Origin of the sequence: Mycobacterium sp. 1274756.6, from assembly GCF_001668625.1 — a bacterium.
Taxonomy (GTDB): Bacteria; Actinomycetota; Actinomycetes; order Mycobacteriales; family Mycobacteriaceae; genus Mycobacterium.
Genome location: NZ_LZLJ01000062.1, coordinates 45017 through 67076, shown reverse-complemented (window position 1 = coordinate 67076; position 22060 = coordinate 45017). Strand labels below are relative to the sequence as shown.

23 protein-coding genes are annotated in these 22060 nt (G+C 72.5%); 13 read left to right on the top strand and 10 right to left on the bottom strand.

The annotated features are described in order from the left end of the window. Positions 1–17: 17 nt before the first annotated feature. The gene (locus tag A5643_RS08775) at positions 18–1385 is read right to left on the bottom strand and encodes a serine hydrolase (RefSeq protein WP_066853995.1); all 1368 of its coding nucleotides are present in this window, start codon (positions 1383–1385) and stop codon (positions 18–20) included. Then, a complete protein-coding gene (mhuD, locus tag A5643_RS08770) occupies positions 1351–1662 on the bottom strand; it encodes a mycobilin-forming heme oxygenase MhuD (RefSeq protein ID WP_066853993.1) in 312 nt (103 codons plus the stop codon). The genes A5643_RS08775 and mhuD overlap by 35 nt, the downstream gene beginning before the upstream one ends. A 67-nt stretch (positions 1663–1729) precedes the next feature. Between mhuD and A5643_RS08765 the strand changes: the two genes are divergently transcribed. After that, positions 1730–2506 carry an alpha/beta fold hydrolase gene (locus tag A5643_RS08765; RefSeq protein WP_066854272.1) on the top strand — a complete coding sequence of 259 codons (777 nt, stop codon included), beginning with the start codon at positions 1730–1732 and terminating at the stop codon, positions 2504–2506. A 2-nt stretch (positions 2507–2508) separates the two neighbouring features. On the opposite strand, the gene A5643_RS08760 is transcribed toward A5643_RS08765, so the two are convergent. Then, positions 2509–3381 carry an iron-sulfur binding domain-containing protein gene (locus A5643_RS08760; protein WP_156628689.1) on the bottom strand — a complete coding sequence of 291 codons (873 nt, stop codon included), beginning with the start codon at positions 3379–3381 and terminating at the stop codon, positions 2509–2511. Positions 3382–3418: 37 nt separating this feature from the next. Between A5643_RS08760 and A5643_RS08755 the strand changes: the two genes are divergently transcribed. Next, positions 3419–4036 carry a carbonic anhydrase gene (locus tag A5643_RS08755; RefSeq protein ID WP_066853989.1) on the top strand — a complete coding sequence of 206 codons (618 nt, stop codon included), beginning with the start codon at positions 3419–3421 and terminating at the stop codon, positions 4034–4036. A gap of 105 nt (positions 4037–4141) precedes the next feature. Next, the gene (locus tag A5643_RS08750; protein ID WP_231995505.1) at positions 4142–4957 is read left to right on the top strand and encodes a hypothetical protein; all 816 of its coding nucleotides are present in this window, start codon (positions 4142–4144) and stop codon (positions 4955–4957) included. A gap of 9 nt (positions 4958–4966) precedes the next feature. Here A5643_RS08750 and disA read toward each other — a convergent pair whose 3' ends face one another. From disA to A5643_RS08735, 3 genes are read right to left on the bottom strand one after another with little or no spacing between them, the layout of a single operon-like run. Then, positions 4967–6049 (bottom strand): DNA integrity scanning diadenylate cyclase DisA, encoded by a 1083-nt coding sequence (gene disA / locus A5643_RS08745; protein WP_066853987.1) that lies wholly within the window; start codon positions 6047–6049, stop codon positions 4967–4969. Positions 6050–6051: 2 nt separating this feature from the next. After that, positions 6052–7485: a DNA repair protein RadA gene (gene radA, locus A5643_RS08740; RefSeq protein ID WP_066853985.1), complete on the bottom strand. Its 1434-nt coding sequence runs from the start codon at positions 7483–7485 to the stop codon at positions 6052–6054. A gap of 35 nt (positions 7486–7520) precedes the next feature. Continuing rightward, positions 7521–8015, bottom strand: a complete 495-nt coding sequence (locus A5643_RS08735) for a copper chaperone PCu(A)C domain-containing protein (protein WP_066854268.1) — start codon at positions 8013–8015, stop codon at positions 7521–7523. A gap of 410 nt (positions 8016–8425) precedes the next feature. Here A5643_RS08735 and carD point away from each other — a divergent pair, with 410 nt between their 5' ends. The 6 genes from carD to A5643_RS08705 are packed head-to-tail and all read left to right on the top strand — an operon-like array spanning position 8426 to position 13448. Then, positions 8426–8914: an RNA polymerase-binding transcription factor CarD gene (gene carD / locus A5643_RS08730; protein ID WP_066853983.1), complete on the top strand. Its 489-nt coding sequence runs from the start codon at positions 8426–8428 to the stop codon at positions 8912–8914. A 7-nt stretch (positions 8915–8921) separates the two neighbouring features. After that, positions 8922–9581, top strand: coding sequence for a 2-C-methyl-D-erythritol 4-phosphate cytidylyltransferase (ispD, locus tag A5643_RS08725; RefSeq protein ID WP_066853982.1), 660 nt, complete (start codon positions 8922–8924; stop codon positions 9579–9581). Continuing rightward, positions 9578–10057: a 2-C-methyl-D-erythritol 2,4-cyclodiphosphate synthase gene (gene ispF, locus A5643_RS08720; RefSeq protein ID WP_066853980.1), complete on the top strand. Its 480-nt coding sequence runs from the start codon at positions 9578–9580 to the stop codon at positions 10055–10057. The genes ispD and ispF overlap by 4 nt, the downstream gene beginning before the upstream one ends. Positions 10058–10087: 30 nt before the next feature. Further along, entirely contained in the window at positions 10088–11509 is a 1422-nt protein-coding gene (gene cysS / locus A5643_RS08715; protein ID WP_066853978.1) for a cysteine--tRNA ligase, read from the top strand. Continuing rightward, positions 11509–12444: a 23S rRNA (guanosine(2251)-2'-O)-methyltransferase RlmB gene (gene rlmB / locus A5643_RS08710; RefSeq protein ID WP_066853976.1), complete on the top strand. Its 936-nt coding sequence runs from the start codon at positions 11509–11511 to the stop codon at positions 12442–12444. The genes cysS and rlmB overlap by 1 nt, the downstream gene beginning before the upstream one ends. Beyond that, the gene (locus A5643_RS08705; RefSeq protein WP_066853974.1) at positions 12444–13448 is read left to right on the top strand and encodes a glycerophosphodiester phosphodiesterase; all 1005 of its coding nucleotides are present in this window, start codon (positions 12444–12446) and stop codon (positions 13446–13448) included. The genes rlmB and A5643_RS08705 overlap by 1 nt, the downstream gene beginning before the upstream one ends. Before the next feature lie 21 nt (positions 13449–13469). Here the strand turns inward: A5643_RS08705 and A5643_RS08700 are convergent, their stop codons facing one another. Together A5643_RS08700 and kstR are read right to left on the bottom strand one after the other, a co-directional pair. Then, on the bottom strand, positions 13470–14390 hold the full coding sequence (locus A5643_RS08700) for an MBL fold metallo-hydrolase (RefSeq protein WP_066854266.1): 921 nt from the start codon (positions 14388–14390) through the stop codon (positions 13470–13472). Between the two features lie 13 nt (positions 14391–14403). After that, entirely contained in the window at positions 14404–15009 is a 606-nt protein-coding gene (gene kstR / locus A5643_RS08695) for a cholesterol catabolism transcriptional regulator KstR (protein WP_197497687.1), read from the bottom strand. Between the two features lie 252 nt (positions 15010–15261). On the opposite strand from kstR, the gene A5643_RS08690 reads away from it, so the two are divergent. After that, the gene (locus tag A5643_RS08690) at positions 15262–17370 is read left to right on the top strand and encodes an acyl-CoA dehydrogenase family protein (RefSeq protein ID WP_066853972.1); all 2109 of its coding nucleotides are present in this window, start codon (positions 15262–15264) and stop codon (positions 17368–17370) included. A gap of 38 nt (positions 17371–17408) precedes the next feature. Here A5643_RS08690 and A5643_RS08685 read toward each other — a convergent pair whose 3' ends face one another. Further along, entirely contained in the window at positions 17409–17972 is a 564-nt protein-coding gene (locus A5643_RS08685) for a hypothetical protein (protein ID WP_066853970.1), read from the bottom strand. 59 nt (positions 17973–18031) lie between these two features. After that, positions 18032–19105: a ferredoxin--NADP reductase gene (locus tag A5643_RS08680; RefSeq protein WP_156628719.1), complete on the bottom strand. Its 1074-nt coding sequence runs from the start codon at positions 19103–19105 to the stop codon at positions 18032–18034. A gap of 165 nt (positions 19106–19270) precedes the next feature. Here A5643_RS08680 and hsaA point away from each other — a divergent pair, with 165 nt between their 5' ends. From hsaA to hsaB, 3 genes are all read left to right on the top strand, one after another. After that, complete coding sequence (gene hsaA, locus A5643_RS08675; RefSeq protein WP_066853962.1) at positions 19271–20461, top strand: 3-hydroxy-9,10-secoandrosta-1,3,5(10)-triene-9,17-dione monooxygenase oxygenase subunit; 1191 nt, start codon at positions 19271–19273, stop codon at positions 20459–20461. A gap of 127 nt (positions 20462–20588) precedes the next feature. Further along, on the top strand, positions 20589–21494 hold the full coding sequence (gene hsaC, locus A5643_RS08670) for an iron-dependent extradiol dioxygenase HsaC (RefSeq protein ID WP_066853960.1): 906 nt from the start codon (positions 20589–20591) through the stop codon (positions 21492–21494). Then, positions 21455–22057 (top strand): 3-hydroxy-9,10-secoandrosta-1,3,5(10)-triene-9,17-dione monooxygenase reductase subunit, encoded by a 603-nt coding sequence (gene hsaB, locus A5643_RS08665; RefSeq protein WP_082948842.1) that lies wholly within the window; start codon positions 21455–21457, stop codon positions 22055–22057. Before hsaC ends, hsaB begins: the two co-directional genes overlap by 40 nt. Positions 22058–22060 lie beyond the last annotated feature (3 nt).

Here is a 22060-nt window from a genome sequence, read left to right as displayed (position 1 = left end):
GCTGGTGCCGGGTCGCCTCAGCGCTCGCCGGGCAACATCGCGAAGACCTGCTTGGCGATCTGCAGCACCCAGCCGGCGACCCGCGGGCCGTGGTCATGGGTCCAGTTCAGCTGGAAACTGACCACCCAGGGCTGCCCGGCCCGGTCGACCGCGTACCAGCTGAAGGTCAGGTCGCCGGGCAGACCGCCGGCCTTGGCCCCGATGTAGGGCCACTGGTTGCGGTTCAGGTCGATGCCGGCCACCGCAGCCAGGATGTCGGTGACCGGGGCGGCCGGCCCCACCGCCTGCCGCTGCAACGCGACGTGCACCCGGCAGATGTCCTCGGCGCTGCCGTACCACTCGGCGCCGTAACTGGAGGCCGGGGTGTGGGCGCGGACCGGGTCGGGTCGATACGGGCGGGTGTTGGCCTCCGCCAGCAGCTGCGCGCGGTCGGCCGGGCTGCCGTGCTGCCACTGTTCCCGCAGATCCGGAGTGCCCCAGCCCACCGAGAACAGCTCGTACATGGTCGGGAACGGCGTCATGCTGGCCGGATCGTGGTGACCCGTCGCCACCAGCGCCTGCTCCACCGCGGCGGTGCCGACCTTGTCGATCAGCAAATCGGTGGCCATGTTGTCGCTGGTGGCGATCATCTTCTCGGCCGCGGTGCGCACCGAGACCTGCGCGCCGGGCGGCAACTCCTCCAACCCGGAGGACCCGACGGCCTTGGCCCGCGCCGTCACCGTCAGCGGGTCGTCCCACGCCAGCGTCCCGGCCTTCACCGCGTCGGCCACCGCGTAGAGCACATACAGCTTGAAGATCGACGCCAGCGGCAGCGAGTCGGCGGTGTTGGCGCCGGCCACCGGCTCGCAGCGGCCGTCGACCACCCGGGCCGCCTGGTAGGAGTAGCGGGCCCCGGTACGGCGCAGCGTGTCCTCGACGTCGCGCCACGAGGCGACGACCGGCTTGTGGGTGGTGACCTCGAACCGGTTCACCCGCCCGGCGTCGTCGAGGCGGATGTCGACGTCCTGATGGGCGCCGTAGGAGGCGGTCAGCCGCAGCGTGGCCGAGTTGGCGTGCACGTCGACCCCGTCGAGGGTGTAGGGCCGGTCCCACCACAGCGAGTCCATCTTCTCGACGACCTCGTCGACCTTGGCGGGGGCGGCCAGCGTGCTCACCGACACCGGCCCGATCGGCCACTCCGAGTTGAGCATGTCCAGGGTCTGCTGGGCGCGCAGCCCCGGCGGGGTCTGGGTGTTGATGCGCACCCCGGGCTCGCCGGTGTCGGCCGCCGGGGACGCCGGGCTGCAGCCGCCGACCAGGGCCACGCTCAGCCCGGCCGCGGTCACCGCCGCCAGCCGGCGGCGGACCCGCTCAGTCGGCCGGTTGCGGGGCAACGTCCAGGACAACCTCGAACTCCAACAACGACGCACCGCTGGCCACCGGGGCGCGGGAACCGGCGTGGGCATCGGCGCCGCGGCCGTCGACCCAGGCCTGGAACGCCTCGTCGGATTCCCACTGGGTCACCACGAAGTAGCGGTCCTCGCCCTTGGTCGGGCGCAGCAGCTGAAAACCGAGAAAGCCGGGCGACTTCTCCACCGTGTGCGCCCGGTTGGCGAACCGCTTCTCCAGTTCGGGGCCGGCGCCCGCCGGGACGTCGATAGCGTTGATCTTCACCACTGGCATGCGGCAAGGCTACCGTGCCTGCCAGGCCGGTCGAACCGGCACGCAACTCGGCCGGAAGGGTGAGGAGATGGCTGTCGAGCCGACCGCCGGCGGCGACCTGCTGCGCCACCGCGGCGGCCGCGGCGCGCCGCTGGTGCTGGTACACGGGCTGATGGGCCGCGGCAGCACCTGGAGCCGGCAGCTGCCCTGGCTGGCCGGGCTGGGGGCGGTCTACACCCACGACGCGCCCTGGCACCGGGGCCGCGACGTGGCCGACCCCCACCCGATCAGCACCGAACGCTTCGTGACCGATCTGGCCGACGCGGTCGCCGCGCTGGGCGAACCGGCCGCCCTGATCGGCCACTCGATGGGGGCGCTGCACTCCTGGTGCCTGGCGGCGCGGCACCCCGAGCTGGTCACCGCGGTGGTCGTCGAGGACATGGCGCCGGATTTCCGCGGCCGCACCACCGGCCCGTGGGAGCCGTGGCTGCACGCCCTGCCGGTGGAGTTCGCCACCGCCGAGCAGGTCCACGCCGAATTCGGTCCGGTGGCCGGCCGCTACTTCCTGGAGGCCTTCGACCGGACCCCGACCGGCTGGCGGCTGCACGGCCACACCGCCCGCTGGATCGAGATCGCCGCCGAGTGGGGCACCCGCGACTACTGGGCGCAGTGGCAGGCGGTGCGCGCCCCCACCCTGCTGCTCGAGGCCGGCAACTCGGTCACCCCGCCCGGGCAGATGCGACGCATGGCCGAGACCGGCCGGGCCGGCAGCTATCTGCTGGCCCCCGGGGCCGGGCACCTCATCCACGACGAGGCGCCGGAGCTCTACCGGCGCGCCGTCGAGGAGTTCCTGCGCCGGCGCTGAACTCAGCCCTCCCCGGGCAGTGCGTAGCGCCCGCCCCGGGTGCGCTCCACCAGGCCGTCGGCGAGCAGGGAGGCCAGCGCCCGCTCGCGTTGGACCGGATCGGCGGTCCAGGCCCCGTCCAGCGCCGCCCGGCTCACCGGGGAGTCGGCGCCGCGCAGCACATCGAGCAGCCGCCCGCGGGCCTGCCGGTCGGTTCCGGCGTAGCGCTGGGCGCGGCGCGGCGGCGCCGTCGACGCCGGGTAGCCGGCCGCCCGCCAGGCGCAGCCGCTCAGCGGGCACTGCCCGCACCGCGGGGCCCGCGCCGTGCACACGATCGCCCCCAGCTCCATCAGCGCCGCCGAGAACCGCGGTGCCGCAGCGTCATCGGGCAGCAGCGCGCTCACGTCGGCGTGGTCGCGGGTGGCCGCCGGGGCGGCGGCCTCGGCGCGCCCGTGTACCGCGCGGGCCACCACCCGCCGCACGTTGGTGTCGACCACCGGGACCGGCTGCCGGTAGGCGAAGCAGGCCACCGCCCGAGCGGTGTAGGCGCCCACCCCGGGCAGGTGCAGCAGGGCCTCCACGTCCGCGGGGACCACGTCGCCGTGGTCGCGGGCCACGACGACGGCGCATTCGTGCAGCCGGATGGCCCGGCGCGGGTAGCCCAGCTTGCCCCAGGCGCGCAGCACCTCGCCCGGCCCGGCAGCCGCGGTCGCCGAGGCGGTCGGCCAGCGGGCCACCCAGGCGGTCCACACCGGCAGCACCCGCGCCACCGGGGTCTGCTGCAGCATGAACTCGCTGACCAGGATCTGCCAGGCGCTGACCTGCGGGTCGCGCCACGGCAGGTCGCGTTCGGCGCGGGCGTACCAGCCCAGCAGCTCATCGGAACGGATGCTCATGACGAGCGGCCCGGCGCGGCGGTGCAGAATATCCACCATGCCGAATACGAATCCGATATCCGCGTGGAGGTCACTGAGGGAGGGTAACCAGCGCTTCGTCGCCGGCAACCCGGCCCATCCCAGCCAGAGCATCGAACGGCGCACCAGCCTGGCGGACGGGCAGGCCCCCACCGCGGTGGTCTTCGGCTGCGGGGACAGCCGGGTGGCCGCGGAGATCATCTTCGACCAGGGCCTCGGCGACATGTTCGTGGTGCGCACCGCCGGGCATGTCATCGACACCTCGGTGCTCGGGTCGATCGAGTTCGCGGTGCTGGTCCTCGACGTGCCGCTGATCGTGGTGCTCGGCCACGACAGCTGCGGCGCGGTCAAAGCGGGCAAGGCGGCCCTGGACGACGGGGCCATCCCCGGCGGCTACCTGCGCGACGTGGTGGAGCCGGTGACCACCTCGATCCTGCTGGGCCGGCGGGAGGGCCTGACCACCATCGACGAGTTCGAGACCCGCCACGTCAACGAGACCGTCGTGCAGCTGCGGGAGCGCTCCTCGGTGATCGCCGATCGGGTCGCCGACGGCACCCTGGCGATCGTGGGCGCCACCTACCATCTGGCCGACGGCGAGGTGGAACTGCGCGACCACCTCGGCGACATCGGCGAGTGACGCCGGCGGCCGCGCCGCGCGAATAGTCGCGGAAGGTCACAACGCGGTCGCGACACGCCGAGATCGATCGGACGCGTTGTGCTGACCTGGGCTTACCGTGATGATGTGTTGGATTTGGAACCGCAGGGCCCGCTCCCACCCAAAATCTATTGGCGACGCCGGGGGCTGGCGCTCGGGGTAGCCGCGGTGGTGATCGCGATCGTGATCGCGATCATCGTGGCGGTCACCCGCGACGGTTCCGCCGAGGAGAACACCGACACCACCGCGACCGAGCAGCAGGCCGGCCCGGAGCAGCCCGAGGGTAAGACCCCGGTGGTGCCGCCCGCCGCGGAGAGCCCGCCGCCCACCCCGACCCCCACCGAGGCGGTGACGCCGCCGCCGGTGCTCAACGAGGGCGACGACTGCCCCGACTCGGTGCTGGCGGTCAAGGGCCTGACTAACCAGCCCCGCTACACGGTGGGCGAGCAGCCCAAGTTCACCATGGTGGTGACCAACATCGGGCTGGTCACCTGCAAGCGCGACGTCGGTGCGGCGGTGCTGGCGGCCTACGTCTACTCGCTGGACAACCAGCGGTTGTGGTCCAACCTGGATTGCGCGCCGTCCAACGAGACCCTGGTCAAGGACTTCAAGCCGGGCGAGCAGGTGGTCACCACCGTCACCTGGACCGGCACCGGTTCGGCGCCGCAGTGCCCGCTGCCGCGCAAACCGATCGGCCCGGGCACCTACAACCTGGTGGTGCAGCTGGGCAATCTGCGCTCGGCGGCGGTGCCGTTCATCCTGGCCGACGCGGCGCAGCCCGGCGAGGCGCCGCCACCCGAGCAGCAGCCCGGGGAGCAGCAGGCCGGCGAGCAGCAGCCGCAGGCGCCCACCGGTCCGCCGCCGGGCCCGGTCGAAGAGGTGCCGCACGGGCCGGGCAACTGACGCCCGGTTTCAGGTCAGCCGGTCGGTGATCGTCGACTCGGCCAGCTGCGAAAGCCCTTCGCGCACATGGCGGGACCACATCGTGCCGATGCCCTCCACCGACTGCAGATCCCCGGCGCTGGCCGCCAGCAGCCCCTGCAGCGACCCGAACGCCCGGACCAGCAGGTCGGCGTGGGCGAACTGCAGCCGCGGGATCCCGGCCAGCGCCCGGTAGCCGCGCGGGCTGACCGCCGAATCCTGCGCCTCATCGGTCGAGGGGTAGCCGAACACCTTGGCCAGCATGGTGAAATCGAGCAACTCGCTGTCCGACAGCGCGTCGAGGTCGTCGAGCACCGCCGCGACCTGAACCTTCGTCAGCGGCTCCGGGTTGGCGTGGTAGTCGCGCACGAACAGCTCCCGGGCCGAGTCGTTGCCGCCCAGCAGCTCCTCGAGCTGCAGCCGCAGCTGGCGGCCGTCGGTGCCCAACTCGACCACGTCGCCGTCGATCTCCAGGCCGATGCGCCGCACCAGCTCGAGGCGCTGCACCACGGTCATGGCGTCGCGCAGGGTCGCGAAGTCCTCGATCTCGGCGCGGGAGAGCTGCCTGCTGACCTCGTTGAGCCGGGCCCGGAACCGCTCCAGGGTGGCGATGGCCTGGTTGGCCCGGGACAGGATGGTCGCCGAGTCGGCCAGCACGTGCCGCTCGCCGTTGACGTAGACGGTGACGATGTTCATCGAGTGGCTGACCGACACCACCGGGAAACCGGTCTGGATCGCGGTCCGCTCCGCCGAGCGGTGCCGGGTGCCGGACTCGTCGGTGGGGATCGACGGGTCGGGCACCAACTGCACGTTGGCGCGCAGGATGCGGGCGCCGTCGGTGGAGAGCACCACCGCGCCGTCCATCTTCGACAGCTCCCGCAGCCGGGTCGGGGCGTAGCGGACATCCAGGGCGAAGCCGCCGTCGCAGACGGCCTCCACCCCCTCGTCGTGGCCGAGCACGATGATCGCGCCGGTGCGGCCGCGCAGGATGCGCTCCAACCCGTCGCGCAGCGCGGTGCCGGGGGCCAGCCGGGCGACGACCTCACGCAGGGTCGGCGGGGTATCGGTCCTCACGCTCACCCATTCTGCTCCGCGCCGGCATCCGGCGGTGGCGCATCCAGCAGACGCAGCACCGGGCGGCGGGGCGGCGGGCGCACCGCGATGTCGGCCAGGTGCTGCAACGCGGCCAGGATCGTGGCCGACTCGAGCACCCGCAGGCCGCGCGGGGCGGCCCCGGTGCCGAGCGGCACCAGCGCGGTGGTGAAGCCCAGCCGCGCCGCCTCGGCCAACCGTCGTTCCATGCCCACCACCGGCCGCAGATCCCCGGCCAGGCCGACCTCGCCGATGCTCACACAGCCGCCCGGCAGCGGGACCTCGACCAGCGCCGAGGTCAGCGCCATCGCCACCGCCAGATCGGCCGAGGCGTCGGTCAGCCGCATGCCGCCGACCGTGGACAGGTAGATGTCCTGCTTGCTGATCGGCAGCCCGGCGTGTTTTTCGAGCACCGCGGTGATCATCGCGGTGCGGGCGTGGTCGATGCCGCTGACCGCGCGGCGCGGCGGGCCGCCGGCCGGGGTGGTCAACAACGCCTGCACCTCGCCGACCAGCGGGCGTTTGCCGTCCAGCGTCACGGTGATCGCGGTGCCGGCAACAGGCTCGCCCCGCCGGTCCAGAAACAGCCCGGACGGGTCGGCGACACCCTCGATGCCGTTGCCGTGCAACAGGAAGCAGCCCACCTCGTCGGCGCCGCCGAAGCGGTTCTTGATGCCGCGCACCATCCGCAGCGCGGAGTCGCGGTCCCCCTCGAAATGCAGCACCACGTCCACCAGGTGCTCCAGCGACCGGGGGCCGGCGATCGCGCCGTCCTTGGTGACGTGCCCGACCAGGATCAGCGCCACCCCGGCGGCTTTGGCGGCGGCGGTCAGCGCCGCGGTGACCGCCCGCACCTGGGTGACCCCGCCGCTGACCCCGTCGGTGTCGGCGGCGGTGACCGTCTGCACCGAGTCGACGATCATCAAGGTGGGCGCCACCGTGTCGAGGTGGCCCAGCACGGTGTGCAGATCATTCTCGGCGGCGAGGTAGACCTCCGGGTGGGCGCAGCCGGTCCGTTCCGCGCGCATCCGCACCTGCCCGGCGGTCTCCTCGCCGGAGATGTACAGCGCCCGCCGCCCACCCGCCGCCCAGCGGTGCGCGACCTGCAGCAGCAGCGTGGATTTGCCGACGCCGGGATCGCCGGCCAGCAGCGTCACCGACCCGGGAACGACCCCGCCGCCGAGCACCCGGTCCAATTCGTCGACGCCGGTGCGGTGATGGCGGGTGTGGGCCGGCTCGATGCTGCTGATCGACACCGCCGGCCGCGCCGGGGCGACCGGCTGCGGCCCGCGCACCGCGCTGAGCGACGCCACCTCGTCCACGGCGCCCCAGGTGCCGCACTCGGCGCAGCGTCCCACCCATTTGGCGGTGGTGTGCCCGCACTCCGAGCAGCGGTACTGCGAACGTGCCTTGGCCACCCGGTGACCGTATCGGCCGGGTCCGACAGCGGCGGTCAGGCCGCCGGGACCGGCTGGGGGGCCAGCCCGGCCGAGATCGGCACCGCCACCGTGGTGGTGCCGGCCTTCTCGAACTTGAAGGTGAAGTCGTAGTCGATGCCGTTGGTGATCGGCTGGCTCAGCTCCACGGTCGCCTCGGCGGTGTTGACGTTCTCCTGCTTGGGGCTGGAGGTCTGACCCACCGGGGTGCCGACGAGCAGCCGCCCGCCGACCGGGATCTCCGGCTTGGTCGGGCTGAGCGTGACGTCGCCGATGTCGCTGGTGATCGACACCAGGTGCTCGTTGGTCTCCAGCGACTCGTTGGCGATCGCGAGCACCAGCTTCACGGTGCGGCCCGGCTGCAGGTAGTCGGAGCTCTGCACGGCCTGGATGTGGATGTCGCGCAGGGCGACCTGCTGCAGCGTCGCCTCGGCGCCGTTGACGGCGGGCAGCTGGTCGGCGGATTGGGAGTGCTGCCCGGTGCCGCACCCGGTCAGCATGGTGGCGATCATCAGTGCGCCGGCGGCCAGCCCGGCGGAAACGACCGACCGGCGGTTGTTGATCGGGTTCACGGAAAGCCTCCTGCTACGGCCGTCGGGGTTCGAACGATGCTCAACCGGTGCGCATCCCGCTGTGCACCTTGGCTATGCACAGTAGTAGGTCCGGGGTTGCCGGCGATAGCCGGAGGGGCTCTCGGGGCGGCCGCGGCGGGCCGACGGCCGGGTGCGGCGGGCCGGCGTTCGGGCACCCGTTCGGTGACCCACGCCACCTCGGCAACTGGCCCCGAACCGCCGCTCCGTTGCACGTATTCGCCGGTCTGTCAACCCCTCGTCCGGCCCGACGGTGCCCCTGACCTGCACCGTTGGGGAACCCGCGTCGGGGCCCCGTGCTAGCATGGAGGAGCGAAAGGGGCTCAATTCAGATGATGTTTAAGGTCGGAGACACGGTTGTCTATCCCCACCACGGTGCTGCGCTGATCGAAGCGATTGAAACCCGGACCATCAAAGGCGAGCAGAAGGAATACCTCGTCTTGAAGGTGGCGCAGGGGGATCTCACCGTTCGGGTGCCCGCCGAGAACGCCGAGTACGTGGGCGTGCGGGACGTTGTGGGGCAGGAAGGCCTCGACAAGGTCTTCCAGGTGCTGCGGGCACCGCACACCGAGGAGCCGACGAACTGGTCGCGCCGCTACAAGGCGAACCTGGAGAAGCTCGCGTCCGGCGACGTCAACAAGGTCGCCGAGGTGGTTCGGGACCTGTGGCGCCGGGACCAGGAGCGCGGACTGTCCGCCGGTGAGAAGCGGATGCTGGCCAAGGCCCGCCAGATCCTGGTCGGTGAGCTCGCGCTCGCCGAGAACACCGACGACGACAAGGCCAACACCATCCTCGACGAGGTGCTCGCTGCCGCCTCGTGACAACCCGGTGACCGTTGCGGTGGTGCCCGCCGCCGGCGCCGGAAAACGTCTCAAAGCCGGGGTGCCCAAGGCCTTCTTCCAGCTGGCGGGCCGCACCCTGGTGGAACGGGCCGTCGCCGGCATGCAGGAATCCGGGGTGATCGACCGGGTGGTCATCGCCGTCCCGGCGGACCGCACCGATCAGGCCAAACTGATCCTGGGCGGCGAGGACGTCGAAGTGGTGGCCGGCGGCGCGAGCCGCACCGAATCGGTGCGGCTGGCCCTGGCCGCCGTCGGCGACCCGCGATTCGTGCTGGTCCACGACGCCGCCCGCCCGCTGACCCCGCCGGCGCTGATCGTGCGGGTCGTGGAGGCCCTGCACGCCGGGAACTCCGCGGTGGTCCCGGCCCTGCCGGTCACCGACACCATCAAGGCCGTCGACGCCAACGGCGCCGTGCTGGGCACCCCCGAACGCGCCGGGCTGCGCGCGGTGCAGACCCCGCAGGGCTTCGCCACCGACGTGTTGCTGCGCGCCTACGAGCGCGCCGGGGACGCCGCGTTCACCGACGACTCCGCGATGGTGGAGAACATCGGCGGGCAGGTCCAGGTGGTCGAGGGCGACCCGCTGGCCTTCAAGATCACCAACCCGCTGGATCTGACGCTGGCGCAGGCGCTGGTGGACCGGTGACCCGCCCGCCCCGGGTGGGGCTGGGCACCGACGTGCACCCGATCGAGCCGGGCCGGCCGTGCTGGCTGCTCGGGTTGCACTTCGACGGCGCCGACGGCTGCGCCGGGCACTCCGACGGCGACGTGGCCGCCCACGCGATCTGCGACGCGCTGCTGTCGGCGGCCGGCCGCGGCGACATCGGCGAGGTCTTCGGCGTCGGCGACCCCCGCTGGGCGGGGGTGACCGGCGCGCAGATGCTCGACCACGTACGAGACCTGCTCGCTGCGGGCGGCTTCCAGATCGGCAACGTCGCGGTCCAGGTGATCGCCAACCGGCCGAAGATCGGCCCGCGCCGCGAAGAGGCGCAGCGGCTGCTCACCGGCCTGCTGGGCGCGCCGGTGTCGGTCTCGGGCACCACCACCGACGGGTTGGGGCTGACCGGTCGCGGCGAGGGGATGGCCGCGATCGCCACCGCCCTGGTGGTAGGGCCCGCATAGCCGGCGGAACGCCCGGTAAGCTGGCACGTCGTGACCGATCCCGCCCACCTGCGGCTCCATGACACGGCGACCGGCGCCGTGCGCGACTTCGTCCCGCTGCGGCCCGGCCACGCCTCGATCTACCTGTGCGGCGCCACCGTGCAGGGCATGCCGCACATCGGCCACGTGCGCAGCGGGGTCGCCTTCGACATCCTGCGCCGCTGGCTCACCGCCCGCGGCTACGACGTCGCCTTCATCCGCAACGTCACCGACATCGACGACAAGATCCTCACCAAGGCCGCCGCGGCCGGTCGGCCCTGGTGGGAGTGGGCGGCCACCCACGAACGCGCCTTCAGCGCCGCCTACGACGCGCTCGGGGTGCTGCCGCCGTCGGCCGAACCGCGGGCCACCGGGCACATCACCGAGATGATCGAGTTGATCACCCGGCTCATCGACACCGGGCACGCCTACCGCGACCTGCGCGAAGGCGGCGGCGACGTCTACTTCGACGTGCTCAGCTTCGCCGAGTACGGGCGGCTGTCCGGCCACAAGATCGACGACGTCCACCAGGGCGAGGGCGTGGCCACCGGCAAACGCGACCAGCGCGACTTCACGCTGTGGAAATCGGCCAAGCCCGGCGAACCGTCCTGGCCCACCCCGTGGGGCCGCGGCCGGCCGGGCTGGCACCTGGAGTGCTCGGCGATGGCGCGGGCCTACCTCGGCCCGGAGTTCGACATCCACTGCGGCGGCATGGATCTGGTGTTCCCGCACCACGAGAACGAGATCGCCCAGAGCCGCGCCGCCGGCGACGGCTTCGCCCGCTACTGGCTGCACAACGGCTGGGTGACCATGGGCGGGGAGAAGATGAGCAAATCGCTGGGCAACGTGCTGTCGATGCCCGCGGTGCTGGCCCGGGTCCGCCCCGCCGAACTGCGCTACTACCTGGGCAGCGCCCACTACCGCTCGATGCTGGAGTTCTCCGAGACCGCCCTGCAGGACGCCGTGCGCGCCTACTGCGGCGTCGAGGACTTCCTGCACCGGGTGCGCCAGCGCGCCGGTGCGGTCGAGATCGGAACGTGGACACCGCGGTTCGCCGCCGCCCTGGACGACGACCTGTCGGTGCCGATCGCGCTGGCGGAGGTGCACCACGCCCGCACCGAGGGCAACCGCGCCCTCGACGCCGGTGACGACGCCGCCGCGCTCACCCACGCGGGCAGCATCCGCGCGATGATGGGCATCCTCGGCTGCGACCCGCTCGACCAACGCTGGGAGTCCCGCGACGAGACCTCCGCGGCCCTGGCCGCCGTCGACGTGCTGGCCCGCGCGGAACTGGCCCGCCGCGAGGAGGCCCGCGGCGCCCGCGACTGGGCGCTGGCCGACGAGATCCGCGACCGGCTCAAGGAGGCGGGCATCGAGGTCACCGACACCGGCGACGGCCCGCAGTGGTCGCTGACCGAACGGGGCACCCCCTGATGGCGGGCAACTCCCGGCGCCGCGGCGCGGTCCGCAAACCCGGCACCAAGAAGGGCCCCACGGTCGGCTCCGGCGGGGTGCGCCGCCGCGGCCTGGAGGGCCGCGGGCCCACCCCGCCGGCCCACAAGCGCCCCTATCACCCGGCCGCCAAACGCGCGAAGACCAAATCCGCCCGCCAGGCCCACCGCCGCGGCGACGACACCGAGACGGTGCTCGGCCGCAACCCGGTGGTGGAGTGCCTACGGGCCGGGATACCGGCCAGCGCCCTGTATGTGGCGCTGGGCGCCGAGGCCGACGAACGGCTCACCGAGAGCGTGCGCCGCGCCGCCGACACCGGCATCCCGATCCTGGAGGTGCCGCGCAGCGACCTGGACAAGATCGCCGCCAACGGCCTGCACCAGGGCATCGCGCTGCAGGTGCCGCCGTATGACTACGCCCACCCCGACGACCTGCTGGAAGCCGCCGACTCCGACGCCCAACCCGCCCTGATGGTTGCGCTGGACAACATCTCCGACCCGCGCAACCTGGGCGCGATCGTGCGCTCGGTGGCCGCGTTCGGCGGCCACGGGGTGCTGATCCCGCAGCGGCGCTCCGCGGCGGTCACCGCGGTGGCCTGGCGCACCAGCGCCGGTGCCGCCGCCCGGCTGCCGGTGGCCCGCGCCGCCAACCTCACCCGCGCGCTCGTCGACTGGGCCGGCCGCGGCCTGCAGGTGATCGGCCTCGACGCCGAGGGCGACACCACCGTCGACGAACTCGACGGCAGCGGGCCGCTGGTCCTGGTCGTCGGATCGGAGGGCAAGGGCCTGTCCCGGCTGGTCCGGGAGAAATGCGACCAGGTCGTGTCCATCCCGATGGCCGGGGCCACCGAGTCGCTCAACGCCTCGGTGGCCGCCGGGGTGGTGCTGGCCGAGATCGCCCGCCAGCGTCGCCGCTGATGACCGCGCCGCGCCGCGGCGGGCCGCCGGTCCTGCTGACCGTGGCGCTGCTGACCGCGGTGCTGCTCACGCTGGGGCTGCTGGCCCCGCCGGTGCGCGCCGAGACCGGACCCGCGGCCTTCGACCTGCAGGCCCACCGCGGCGGGCGCGGCGAGACCACCGAGTCGTCGCTGGCCGCCTTCGCCCACGCCCTGCGGGTCGGGGTGGACACCCTCGAGCTGGACGTGGTGCTCACCGCCGACGGCCACCCGCTGGTCTGGCACGACCCGACGATCGAGGCGGCCAAATGCCGCGACACCGCGCCCGCGGTCCCCGCCGACCCGGCCTACCCGTACGTCGGCAAACGGGTCCACGACCTGACCCTGGCGCAGCTGCGCACGCTGGACTGCGGGATCGGGCTGGCCGAGTTCCCCGGCGCCGCGGTGGTGACCGGCAACACGATCGCGACCCTGCCGGAGGTGTTCGCCCTGGTCGGGGAGTTCGGCGCCGACGTCGGCTACAACATCGAGACCAAGCGGGAGGCCGACGACCCGGCCGCCTCGGCGAGTCCGCAAGAATACGTCGAGGTGATCTTGGCCGCGGTGCGCGCCGCCGGGCTGACCGAGCGGGTGATGATCCAAAGCTTCGACTGGCGCACCCTGCCGCTGGTGCGCCGCGCCGAACCGTCGATCCGGCTGGTCGCGCTGTGGGAGGAGCACACCTGGCGGCCCGGCTCGCCGTGGCTGGCCGGCCACGACCCGGCCACCGGGACCGACCCGCTCACCGCGGCGCGCGAGCTGGGCGCCGACATCGCCGCCCCGCCGTACGGGCAGGTCGACGCCGCGTTCGTGCAGCGCGCCCACGCGGTGGGGCTGGCGGTGATCCCGTGGACGGTCAACGACGCCGACGCGCTGCGCACCCAACTCGATGCCGGGGTGGACGGGGTGATCACCGACTATCCGAGCATGGCCCGCGCCGTGCTGGCCGAGCGGGGGATGCCGCTGCCGCGCGCCTACCGGCGGTGAGCGGATCGGTTCAGCGCCGGGTCAGGCCCACGGGTCCTCGGGGCGCCACAGCCGCGGCATGCACAGCGTGACCCCGTCGCGCTGCGCGAGCTCACCGAGCACCCGCAGCGAGAAGTCCACATCGTCGACCGCATACGGCAAGGCCCGCAACGGTTTCGACAGCGGATAGAAGAAGTCGTCCCAGTGCACCAGCACCACCGTCGCCGCGCCGACGGCGCGCACCGTCTCGGCCCAGTAGTCGGCCAGGTAGGAGCGCGGCTGCAAACCCAGCTGCCCGATCCCCAGATACACCACCTCGGCGCGCTCGCCGGCCAGCGCGCCGGGGACGAAGCCCGCGCTGCCCTGCACCAGCAGGCGCTGCCCGGACGGGCGGTGGGTGATCAGCGCCGACCAGGTCTCCCCGCAGCGGTACGCCGAGGCGCGCGCCGGCGCCACCACCGGGGCGGTGATCGCGCCGGGAAACCGGTCCGGCGGGCAGTGCCGCGATTCGACCAGGGTCAGCTCGAAGGCCCCGAAGGTCAGCGGCTCGCCGGGGTCGGCCACCACCACGTCCTCGGCCGGCAGGCCGTGCCCGACGCCGATGTGGGCGGCCGACTCGCCGCCGACCAGTGCGGCGCCGGTCTTCTCGGCCACCACCGCGCTGTCCAGGGCATGGTCGAGGTGGGTGTGCACCGGGATGACCGCGGCCAGCCGCTGCACCCCCAGCCGTACCAGGCACCCGTCGATGCGCGCCGGGTTGGGCGCGACCCGGCCCAGCGCCACCCGCGCCAGACCCGGCCGGGAGAAGTAGCCGTCGGTGAGCACCGCGGTGCTGCCGTCGTTGATCAGCAGGGTGCTCACCCCGGCCCAGGTCACCGTCACCCGGGACAGCGGCCCGGCCGCCGGGACATCGAACCGCCTCGCATACCGGGTCAGGTCGGGACGACCGGGTTTGAGGCGCATCGGCACGGCCCGCCTAGACCTTGGGGTGTTCGCCGTCGCCGACCAGCAGGCGCACCGCCAGGTCCAGGCGCTTGCTCACGTCGGCGGCCGAGGCGCGGCGGGTCAGCCAGGCCAGCAGGTTCGACAGCCACACATCGGAGATCACCCGGGCGATGTGGTACTGGTCCTCGGTGGGTTCGCCGGTGCTCATCGCCCGGGCGAACATCGAGTCGATGATCTTCTCCACGTGGTCGACCTCGGTGGCCGCCGAGGCGTCGGCGAACACGTACGCCCGGGTCATCGCCTCGGTGAGCAGCGGGTTGCGCTGGTTGGCCCGGTTGAGCCGGTTGATCAGGGAACTCAGCCGCTGGTAGGGGGTGTCTCCGGCCAGGGACGCCCGGTCGGTCTTGGCGTCGATGCGCTCGAACTCCCGCCCGAGCGCCGACACCAGCAGGTGCACCTTGGACGGGAAGTAACGGTAGAGGGTGCCGACGGCCACGTCGGCCCGGTCGGCCACCGCGCGCATCTGCACCGCCTCGTAGCCGCCCTTGGAGGCGATCGCCAGCGTCGCATCCAGGATCCGTTTGCGGCGTTCCCGCTGCGCGTCGGAGCCCAGCGTGGATTCGGCCATGGTCGCCACAATCAACCCCCCACCCGTCCGGGCGCCCGCCGGGGCGCCCCGCCACACTCGGCGACACCCCGGCGCGGACGACGATGCCTACGATGAGTCTCGATCGCTCGCCTCCCTGTCTCCGGGCCGCCGCCCGGCCCGTCACCGGGGCCGCGGTCGACTTGACGGTCACCTACTGGCACTATTAGAACACGTTCTAGTCTGGTCACAAGGTAGGTTCCGCGCAACCCGCCACGCCCCTGAGCACCCGAGGAGTCCAGCGTGACAGCAACGATCACCGACGAGCAGTCCGCCGCGCGGGAGCTGGTGCGGGATTGGGCCGCCAGCGTCGCCGCCGGCGAGGTGATCCGGGCCGTCGAGCGCGGCGAGGCCGACGCCTGGCGCCCCGTCTTCGCCGCGCTGGGCGAACTGGGCCTGTTCGGCGTCGCCGTCGCCGAGGAGCACGGCGGGGCCGACGGCAGCGTCGCCGACCTGTGCGCGATGGTCGACGAGGCCGCCGCCGCGATCGTGCCCGGCCCGGTCGCCACCACCGCGCTGGCCACCCTCTGCGTCGAGGACCCGGCGCTGGCCGAGGCGCTGGCCACCGGGCAGCGCTCCGCCGGCGCCGCCCTGGCCGCCGACCTGCGCCTCGACGGCGATCGGGTCGCCGGCACCGCCGACTACGTGCTGGGCGCCGAACCGGACCAGCTGCTGCTGCTTCCCGGCCCGCAGGGCTGGCTGCTGATCGACGCCGCCGGCGACGGCGTGCGCGTCGAACCGCTGACCGCCACCGACTTCTCCCGGCCGCTGGCCCGGGTGACCCTCGACGGCGCGGCGGCGACCGCGCTGGACGTCCCCGCCCAGCGGATCGCCGATCTGGCCGCCACGGTGGCCGCCGCCGAAGCCGCCGGGCTGGCTCGCTGGGCGCTGCGCACCGCCACCGACTACGCGAAGGTGCGCGAGCAGTTCGGCCGCCCGATCGGCAGCTTCCAGGCCGTCAAACACCTGTGCGCCGAGATGCTGCTGCGCTCCGAGCAGGCCTCGATCGCCGCGGCGGCGACGGCCGCCGCCGCCGCCGAGGACGACGACCGGCAGCTGTCGATCGCCGCGGCGGTGGCCGCCGCGGTCGGCGTGGAAGCCGCCAAGGCCAACGTGCGCGACTGCATCCAGGTGCTCGGCGGCATCGGCATCACCTGGGAGCACGACGCGCACCTGTACCTGCGCCGCGCCTACGGCATCGAGCGGTTCCTCGGCGGGCAGCCGGCCTGGCTGCGCCGGGTCGCCGCCCTGACCCAGCAGGGGGTGCGCCGCGAACTGCGCATCGACCTGGCTTCGGTGGAGGAGCTGCGCCCGCAGATCAGCGCCGCGGTCGCCGAGGTGGCCGCCCAGCCGGCCGAACAGCGCCAGCGCGCCCTGGCCGAGGCCGGCCTGCAGGCCCCGCACTGGCCCACGCCCTACGGGCGCAACGCGTCGGCGGCCGAGCAGCTGCTGATCGACCAGGAGCTGGCCGCCGCCGGGGTGGAGCGCCCGGACCTGGTCATCGGCTGGTGGGCGGCGCCGACCATCCTCGAACACGGCACCCCCGAACAGATCGAGCGGTTCATCCCGGCCACCCTCAGCGGTGAGATCTTCTGGTGCCAGATGTTCTCCGAGCCCGGCGCCGGCTCCGACCTGGCCGCGCTGCGCACCAAGGCGGTGCGCGCCGACGGCGGCTGGCGGCTTACCGGGCAGAAGGTGTGGACCTCCGCGGCGCACCGCGCCCAGTGGGGGGTGTGTCTGGCGCGCACCGACCCCGAGGCGCCCAAGCACAAGGGCATCACCTACTTCCTCATCGACATGGCCGCCCCGGGCATCGAGATCCGCCCGCTGCGCGAGATCACCGGCGACGACCTGTTCAACGAGGTCTTCCTCGACGACGTGTTCGTGCCCGACGAGATGGTGGTCGGCGCGGTCAACGACGGCTGGCGGCTGGCCCGCACCACGCTCTCCAACGAGCGGGTCGCGATGGCGGCCGGCACCGCGCTGGACAACCCGATGGAGGAGCTGCTGGACACCGTCGCCGCCCGGGAGCTCGACGTGGCCCAGCAGGACCGGCTGGGCCGGCTGATCCTGTCCGCGCAGGTGGGTGCGCTGCTCGACCAGCGCATCGCGCAGCTGGCGGTCGGCGGGGCCGACCCGGGCGCGGAATCCAGTGCCCGCAAGCTGATCGGGGTGCGCTACCGGCAGGCGCTCTCGGAGTTCCGCATGGAGCTCTCCGACGGCGCCGGGATGGTGGTCAACAACACCGTCTTCGACTTCCTCAACACCCGCTGCCTGACGATCGCCGGCGGCACCGAGCAGATCCTGCTCACCGTGGCCGCGGAGCGGCTGCTGGGCCTGCCCCGCGGCTAGGCGGTCAGTCGAAGAGGGTCGTCAGTCGAAGAGGGTCGTCAGTCGAAGACAGTCTGCGCGCAGGTGGGCGGGCCGGTGATGTTCACCCCGGTGTAGACCACCTGGATGTGGGTGCACAGGATGACGGTGGCGCCCACCTTGGGCTGACCGGTGGTCAGCTCGGTGACGTTGATGCTGCCGTGGGTCTGGTACTTCTCCGGCGGCCCCGCCCCGCTGTACAGCGAGGTGATCTCCGACGGCCCGCCCTCCTTGAACACCTTGGTGCCCGGTCCGCCGCGGTCACCCCACGGGCCCTCGCCGCCGTCGGTGTGCACGTCGAAGTAGGTGGTGCGCTGGGTTGAGCGGATCACCGTGCTCTGCCGCGACCACAGGTCGGCCGGGAACCCGGTCACTCCGGCGGGGGTGTGCAGGCTGGCCCCGACGGTGAACCGGCACTGCCCGGCCGCGGCCGGGCAGTCCAGCGAGGCGTGGGTCTCCAGCTGGTCGGCGCCGCCGAGCGGGAACAGCGTGCTGGCGCTGTTGGCGCCCGCGGCGGCCACCGCAGGCGGCAGGCACGCCACGACGATCCCGGTACCGCCCAGCACCGCCGCCAGCCGTCTCATCGCTCTCCCTCGTCCACACCGGTCGTCGCGCACACCTCACGGCGAACCTAACCGCTCGGCTAGTCGTCGTAGGTCACTTCCACCGAATCGGTGGTCGGGCGCGACTGGCAGGCCAGGATCAGGCCTTCGTCGAGATCCTGCTGGTCGAGCACGTCGTTGACCTCCATGGCCACCTTGCCGTTCTTGAGGGTGCAGGCGCAGGCCGCGCAGTGCCCCTCCCGGCAGGAGAACGGGGCGTCCAGGCCGGCGTCGAGCAGCAGGTCGAGCAGTTTGACGTGCCGCGGCCACGGCAGGGTCTGGGTCTCGCCGTCCAGCTCGACGGTGACGCTGGCCGGCGGTTCGGCACCCTCGGGGGCCTCCTCGATCGTCACCGCGGCGAACGGGTCGCTCTCCAGGGACTTGAACACTTCGATGTGGATCTGCTGCGCCGGCACCGCGAGCTGCTCGAGGGCGTCGCTGGCGGCCTGCATGAACGGCCCCGGCCCGCAGATGAACACCTGCCGGTCGGTGTAGCCGGCGGCCAGCCGCGCCAGCGCCGCCGGGTTGGGCCGGCCCTGCACCGACTCCAGCCAGTGCACGACGCTGAACCGGTCCGGGTGAGCGGCGACCAGCTCGCGCAGCGCCTCGGCGAAGATCACCGAGTTCTCGTTGCGGTTGGCGTAGAGCAGCGTCACCTGCCCGCTGCCCTCCGACAGCGCCGACTTGCAGATCGCCATCATCGGGGTGATGCCGCTGCCCGCCGCGATCAGCAGGAAGTCGTCGTCGAGGGTTTTGGGCACGAACGTGCCGGACGGGGCCAGCACATGCACCCGCATGCCCGGGTGGGCGTTGTCACACAGCCAGTTCGAGGCGTAGCCGTCGCCGTCGCGTTTGACCGTGACGGTCAGCCGGTCGTCGGTGAACGGTGAGCTGCACAGCGAGTAGCAGCGGGCCACCGAGCCGGTCCGCTCGCTGGGCACCCGCAGGGTCAGGAACTGCCCCGGGGAGTAGCGCAGCCGGTCGGCGGGGACGTCGGCGCCGTCGGGCACGGTGAACACCAGCGACCGCGCATCGTCGGTCTCGTCGACGACCGCGTCGATCTCCAGTTCCAGGACGTGGCTGCCCAACGGCTCGTCCGGGGTGGACTCGGTCACGGATTCCGCCACGATCAGCCCCTTTTCTCCCTCATAACTAGAACAGGTTACAGAAACCCACCCGCCCGCCGCCACCTGCTACAGCGGCACCCTGCTCGACACAAATCGGAACGTGTTCTAGTCTCTTTCTGTATCCGAGTGCCCGACTCCCGGGAGGCAATAGCAGTGACGTCCATTCAACAGCGCGACGCGCAGGCGGTTCTAGCCGGTATCGATGACCTGCTGCCGCAGCTTCGTGAGCGCGCCCAGGCCACCGAGGACCTGCGCCGCCTGCCGGCCGAGAACGTCCAGGCGCTCGAGGACATCGGCTTCTTCACCCTGCTGCAGCCCGAACAGTGGGGCGGGCTGCAGTGCGACCCGGCGGTCTTCTTCGAGGCGGTGCGCCGGCTGGCCAGCGCCTGCGGCTCCACCGGCTGGGTCGGCTCGATCATCGGCGTGCACAACTGGCACCTGGCCCTGTTCGACCAGAAGGCGCAGGAAGAGGTCTGGGGCGAGAACACCAACGTGCGGGTGTCGTCCTCCTACGCCCCGATGGGCGCCGGTGTGGTCACCGAGAACGCCGACGGCTACATCGTCAACGGCTCCTGGAACTGGTCGTCGGGCTGCGACCACGCCACCTGGGCCTTCCTGGGCGGCCCGGTCATCAAGGACGGCAAGCCGGTCGACTTCGGCAGCTTCCTGATCCCGATCAGCGACTACCGCATCGACGACGTGTGGCACGTGGTCGGGCTGCGCGGCACCGGCAGCAACACGATCGTGGTCAAGGACGTCTTCGTGCCGCGGCACCGCTTCCTGTCCTACAAGGCGATGAACGACCACACCGCCGGCGGCTATGCGACCAACACCGCCGCGGTGTACAAGATGCCGTGGGGCACCATGCACCCCACCACGATCTCGGCGCCGATCGTCGGGATGGCCTACGGCGCCTACGACGCCCACGTCGAGCACCAGGGCAAGCGGGTGCGGGCCGCCTTCGCCGGGGAGAAGGCCAAGGACGACCCGTTCGCCAAGGTCCGCATCGCCGAGGCGGCCAGCGACATCGACGCCGCCTGGCGGCAGCTGATCGGCAACGTCTCCGACGAGTTCGCGCTGCTGCAGGCCGGCCAGGAGATCCCGTTCGACCTGCGCGCCCGCGCCCGCCGCGACCAGGTGCGCGCCACCGGACGGGCGATCGCCTCGATCGACCGGCTCTTCGAGGCCTCCGGCGCCACCGCGCTGGCCAACGACGCGCCGGTGCAGCGGTTCTGGCGCGACGCCCACGCCGGCCGGGTGCACGCCGCCAACGACCCCGAACGCGCCTACGTGATCTTCGGCAACCACGAGTTCGGCCTGCCCCCCGGCGACACCATGGTGTGATCGCCACCGGCAGGGGAGCGTTCCCCCGGCACGACGCCGAGTTTTCCGGCAGGGTGGACAGTGCAACTGCGGTGGCAGGCCCGGTGCGTTCACCGGGCCGACCACCGAATTTCTGAGGAGGTGCGGGATGAGCATCCGGTCCCTGGGTTACCTGCGCATCGAGGCGACCGACATCGCCAAGTGGCGCGAGTACGGCCTGAAGGTGCTCGGCATGATCGAGGGCAGGGGCAGCACCGAGGGCGCCCTGTACCTGCGGATGGACGAGTTCCCGGCCCGCCTGGTGATCGTGCCCGGCGACCACGACCGGCTCGCGGTGGCCGGCTGGGAGTGCGCCGACGCCGCCGGGCTGCAGGAGATCCGCAACCGGCTGGAGGCCGCCGGCGTGCCCTACAAGGAGGCCACCGCCGAGCAGCTGGCCGAGCGCCGCGTCGACGAGATGATCCAGTTCGAGGACCCGTCGGGCAACCATCTGGAGGTCTTCCACGGGGTGGCCCTGGAGCACCGGCGGGTGGTCAGCCCCTACGGGCACCGGTTCGTCACCGAGGAGCAGGGCCTGGGCCATGTGGTGCTGTCCACCAAGGACGACGCCGAGGCGCTGCACTTCTACCGCGACGTGCTGGGCTTCCGGCTGCGCGACTCCATGCGGCTGCCCCCGCAGATGGTCGGCCGGCCCGCCGACGGCGAGCCCGCCTGGCTGCGCTTCTTCGGCTGCAACCCGCGCCACCACAGCCTGGCGTTCCTGCCGATGCCCACCCCCAGCGGCATCGTCCACCTGATGATCGAGGTCGAGGAGGCCGACGACGTCGGCCTGTGCCTGGACCGCGCGCTGCGCCGCAAGGTGCCGATGTCGGCGACGCTGGGCCGCCACGTCAACGACAAGATGCTGTCGTTCTACATGAAGACCCCGAGTGGCTTCGACGTCGAGTTCGGTTGCGAGGGACTCGAGGTCGACGACGACGACTGGATCGCGCGGGAGTCCACCGCGGTCAGCCTATGGGGCCACGACTTCACCGTGGGCATGCAGAACCAGTGACCGCCGCATCGATCGACCCCCGGGCGTTCCGCAACGTCCTGGGCCAGTTCTGCACCGGGGTCACCATCATCACCACGGTCCACGACGACGTCCCGGTCGGGTTCGCCTGCCAGTCGTTCGCCGCGCTGTCGCTGGACCCGCCGCTGGTGCTGTTCTGTCCGACCAAGGTCTCGCGGTCCTGGCAGGCCATCGAGGCGTCCGGGAAGTTCTGCGTCAACGTGCTGACCGAATCCCAGAAGCACGTCTCGGCGCGGTTCGGCTCCCGCGAACCGGACAAGTTCGCCGGGATCGACTGGACGCCGTCACCGCTCGGGTCGCCGGTCATCGACGGCTCGCTGGCCTACATCGACTGCACGGTCGACTCGGTGCACGACGGCGGAGACCACTACGTGGTGTTCGGCGCGGTCTCCTCGCTCTCCGAGGTGCCCGCGATCAAGCCGCGGCCGCTGCTGTTCTACCGCGGCGACTACACCGGCATCGAACCGGACAAGACCACCCCGGCGCAGTGGCGGGACGACCTCGAGGCGTTCCTGACCGCCACCACCGACGACACCTGGCTGTAACCC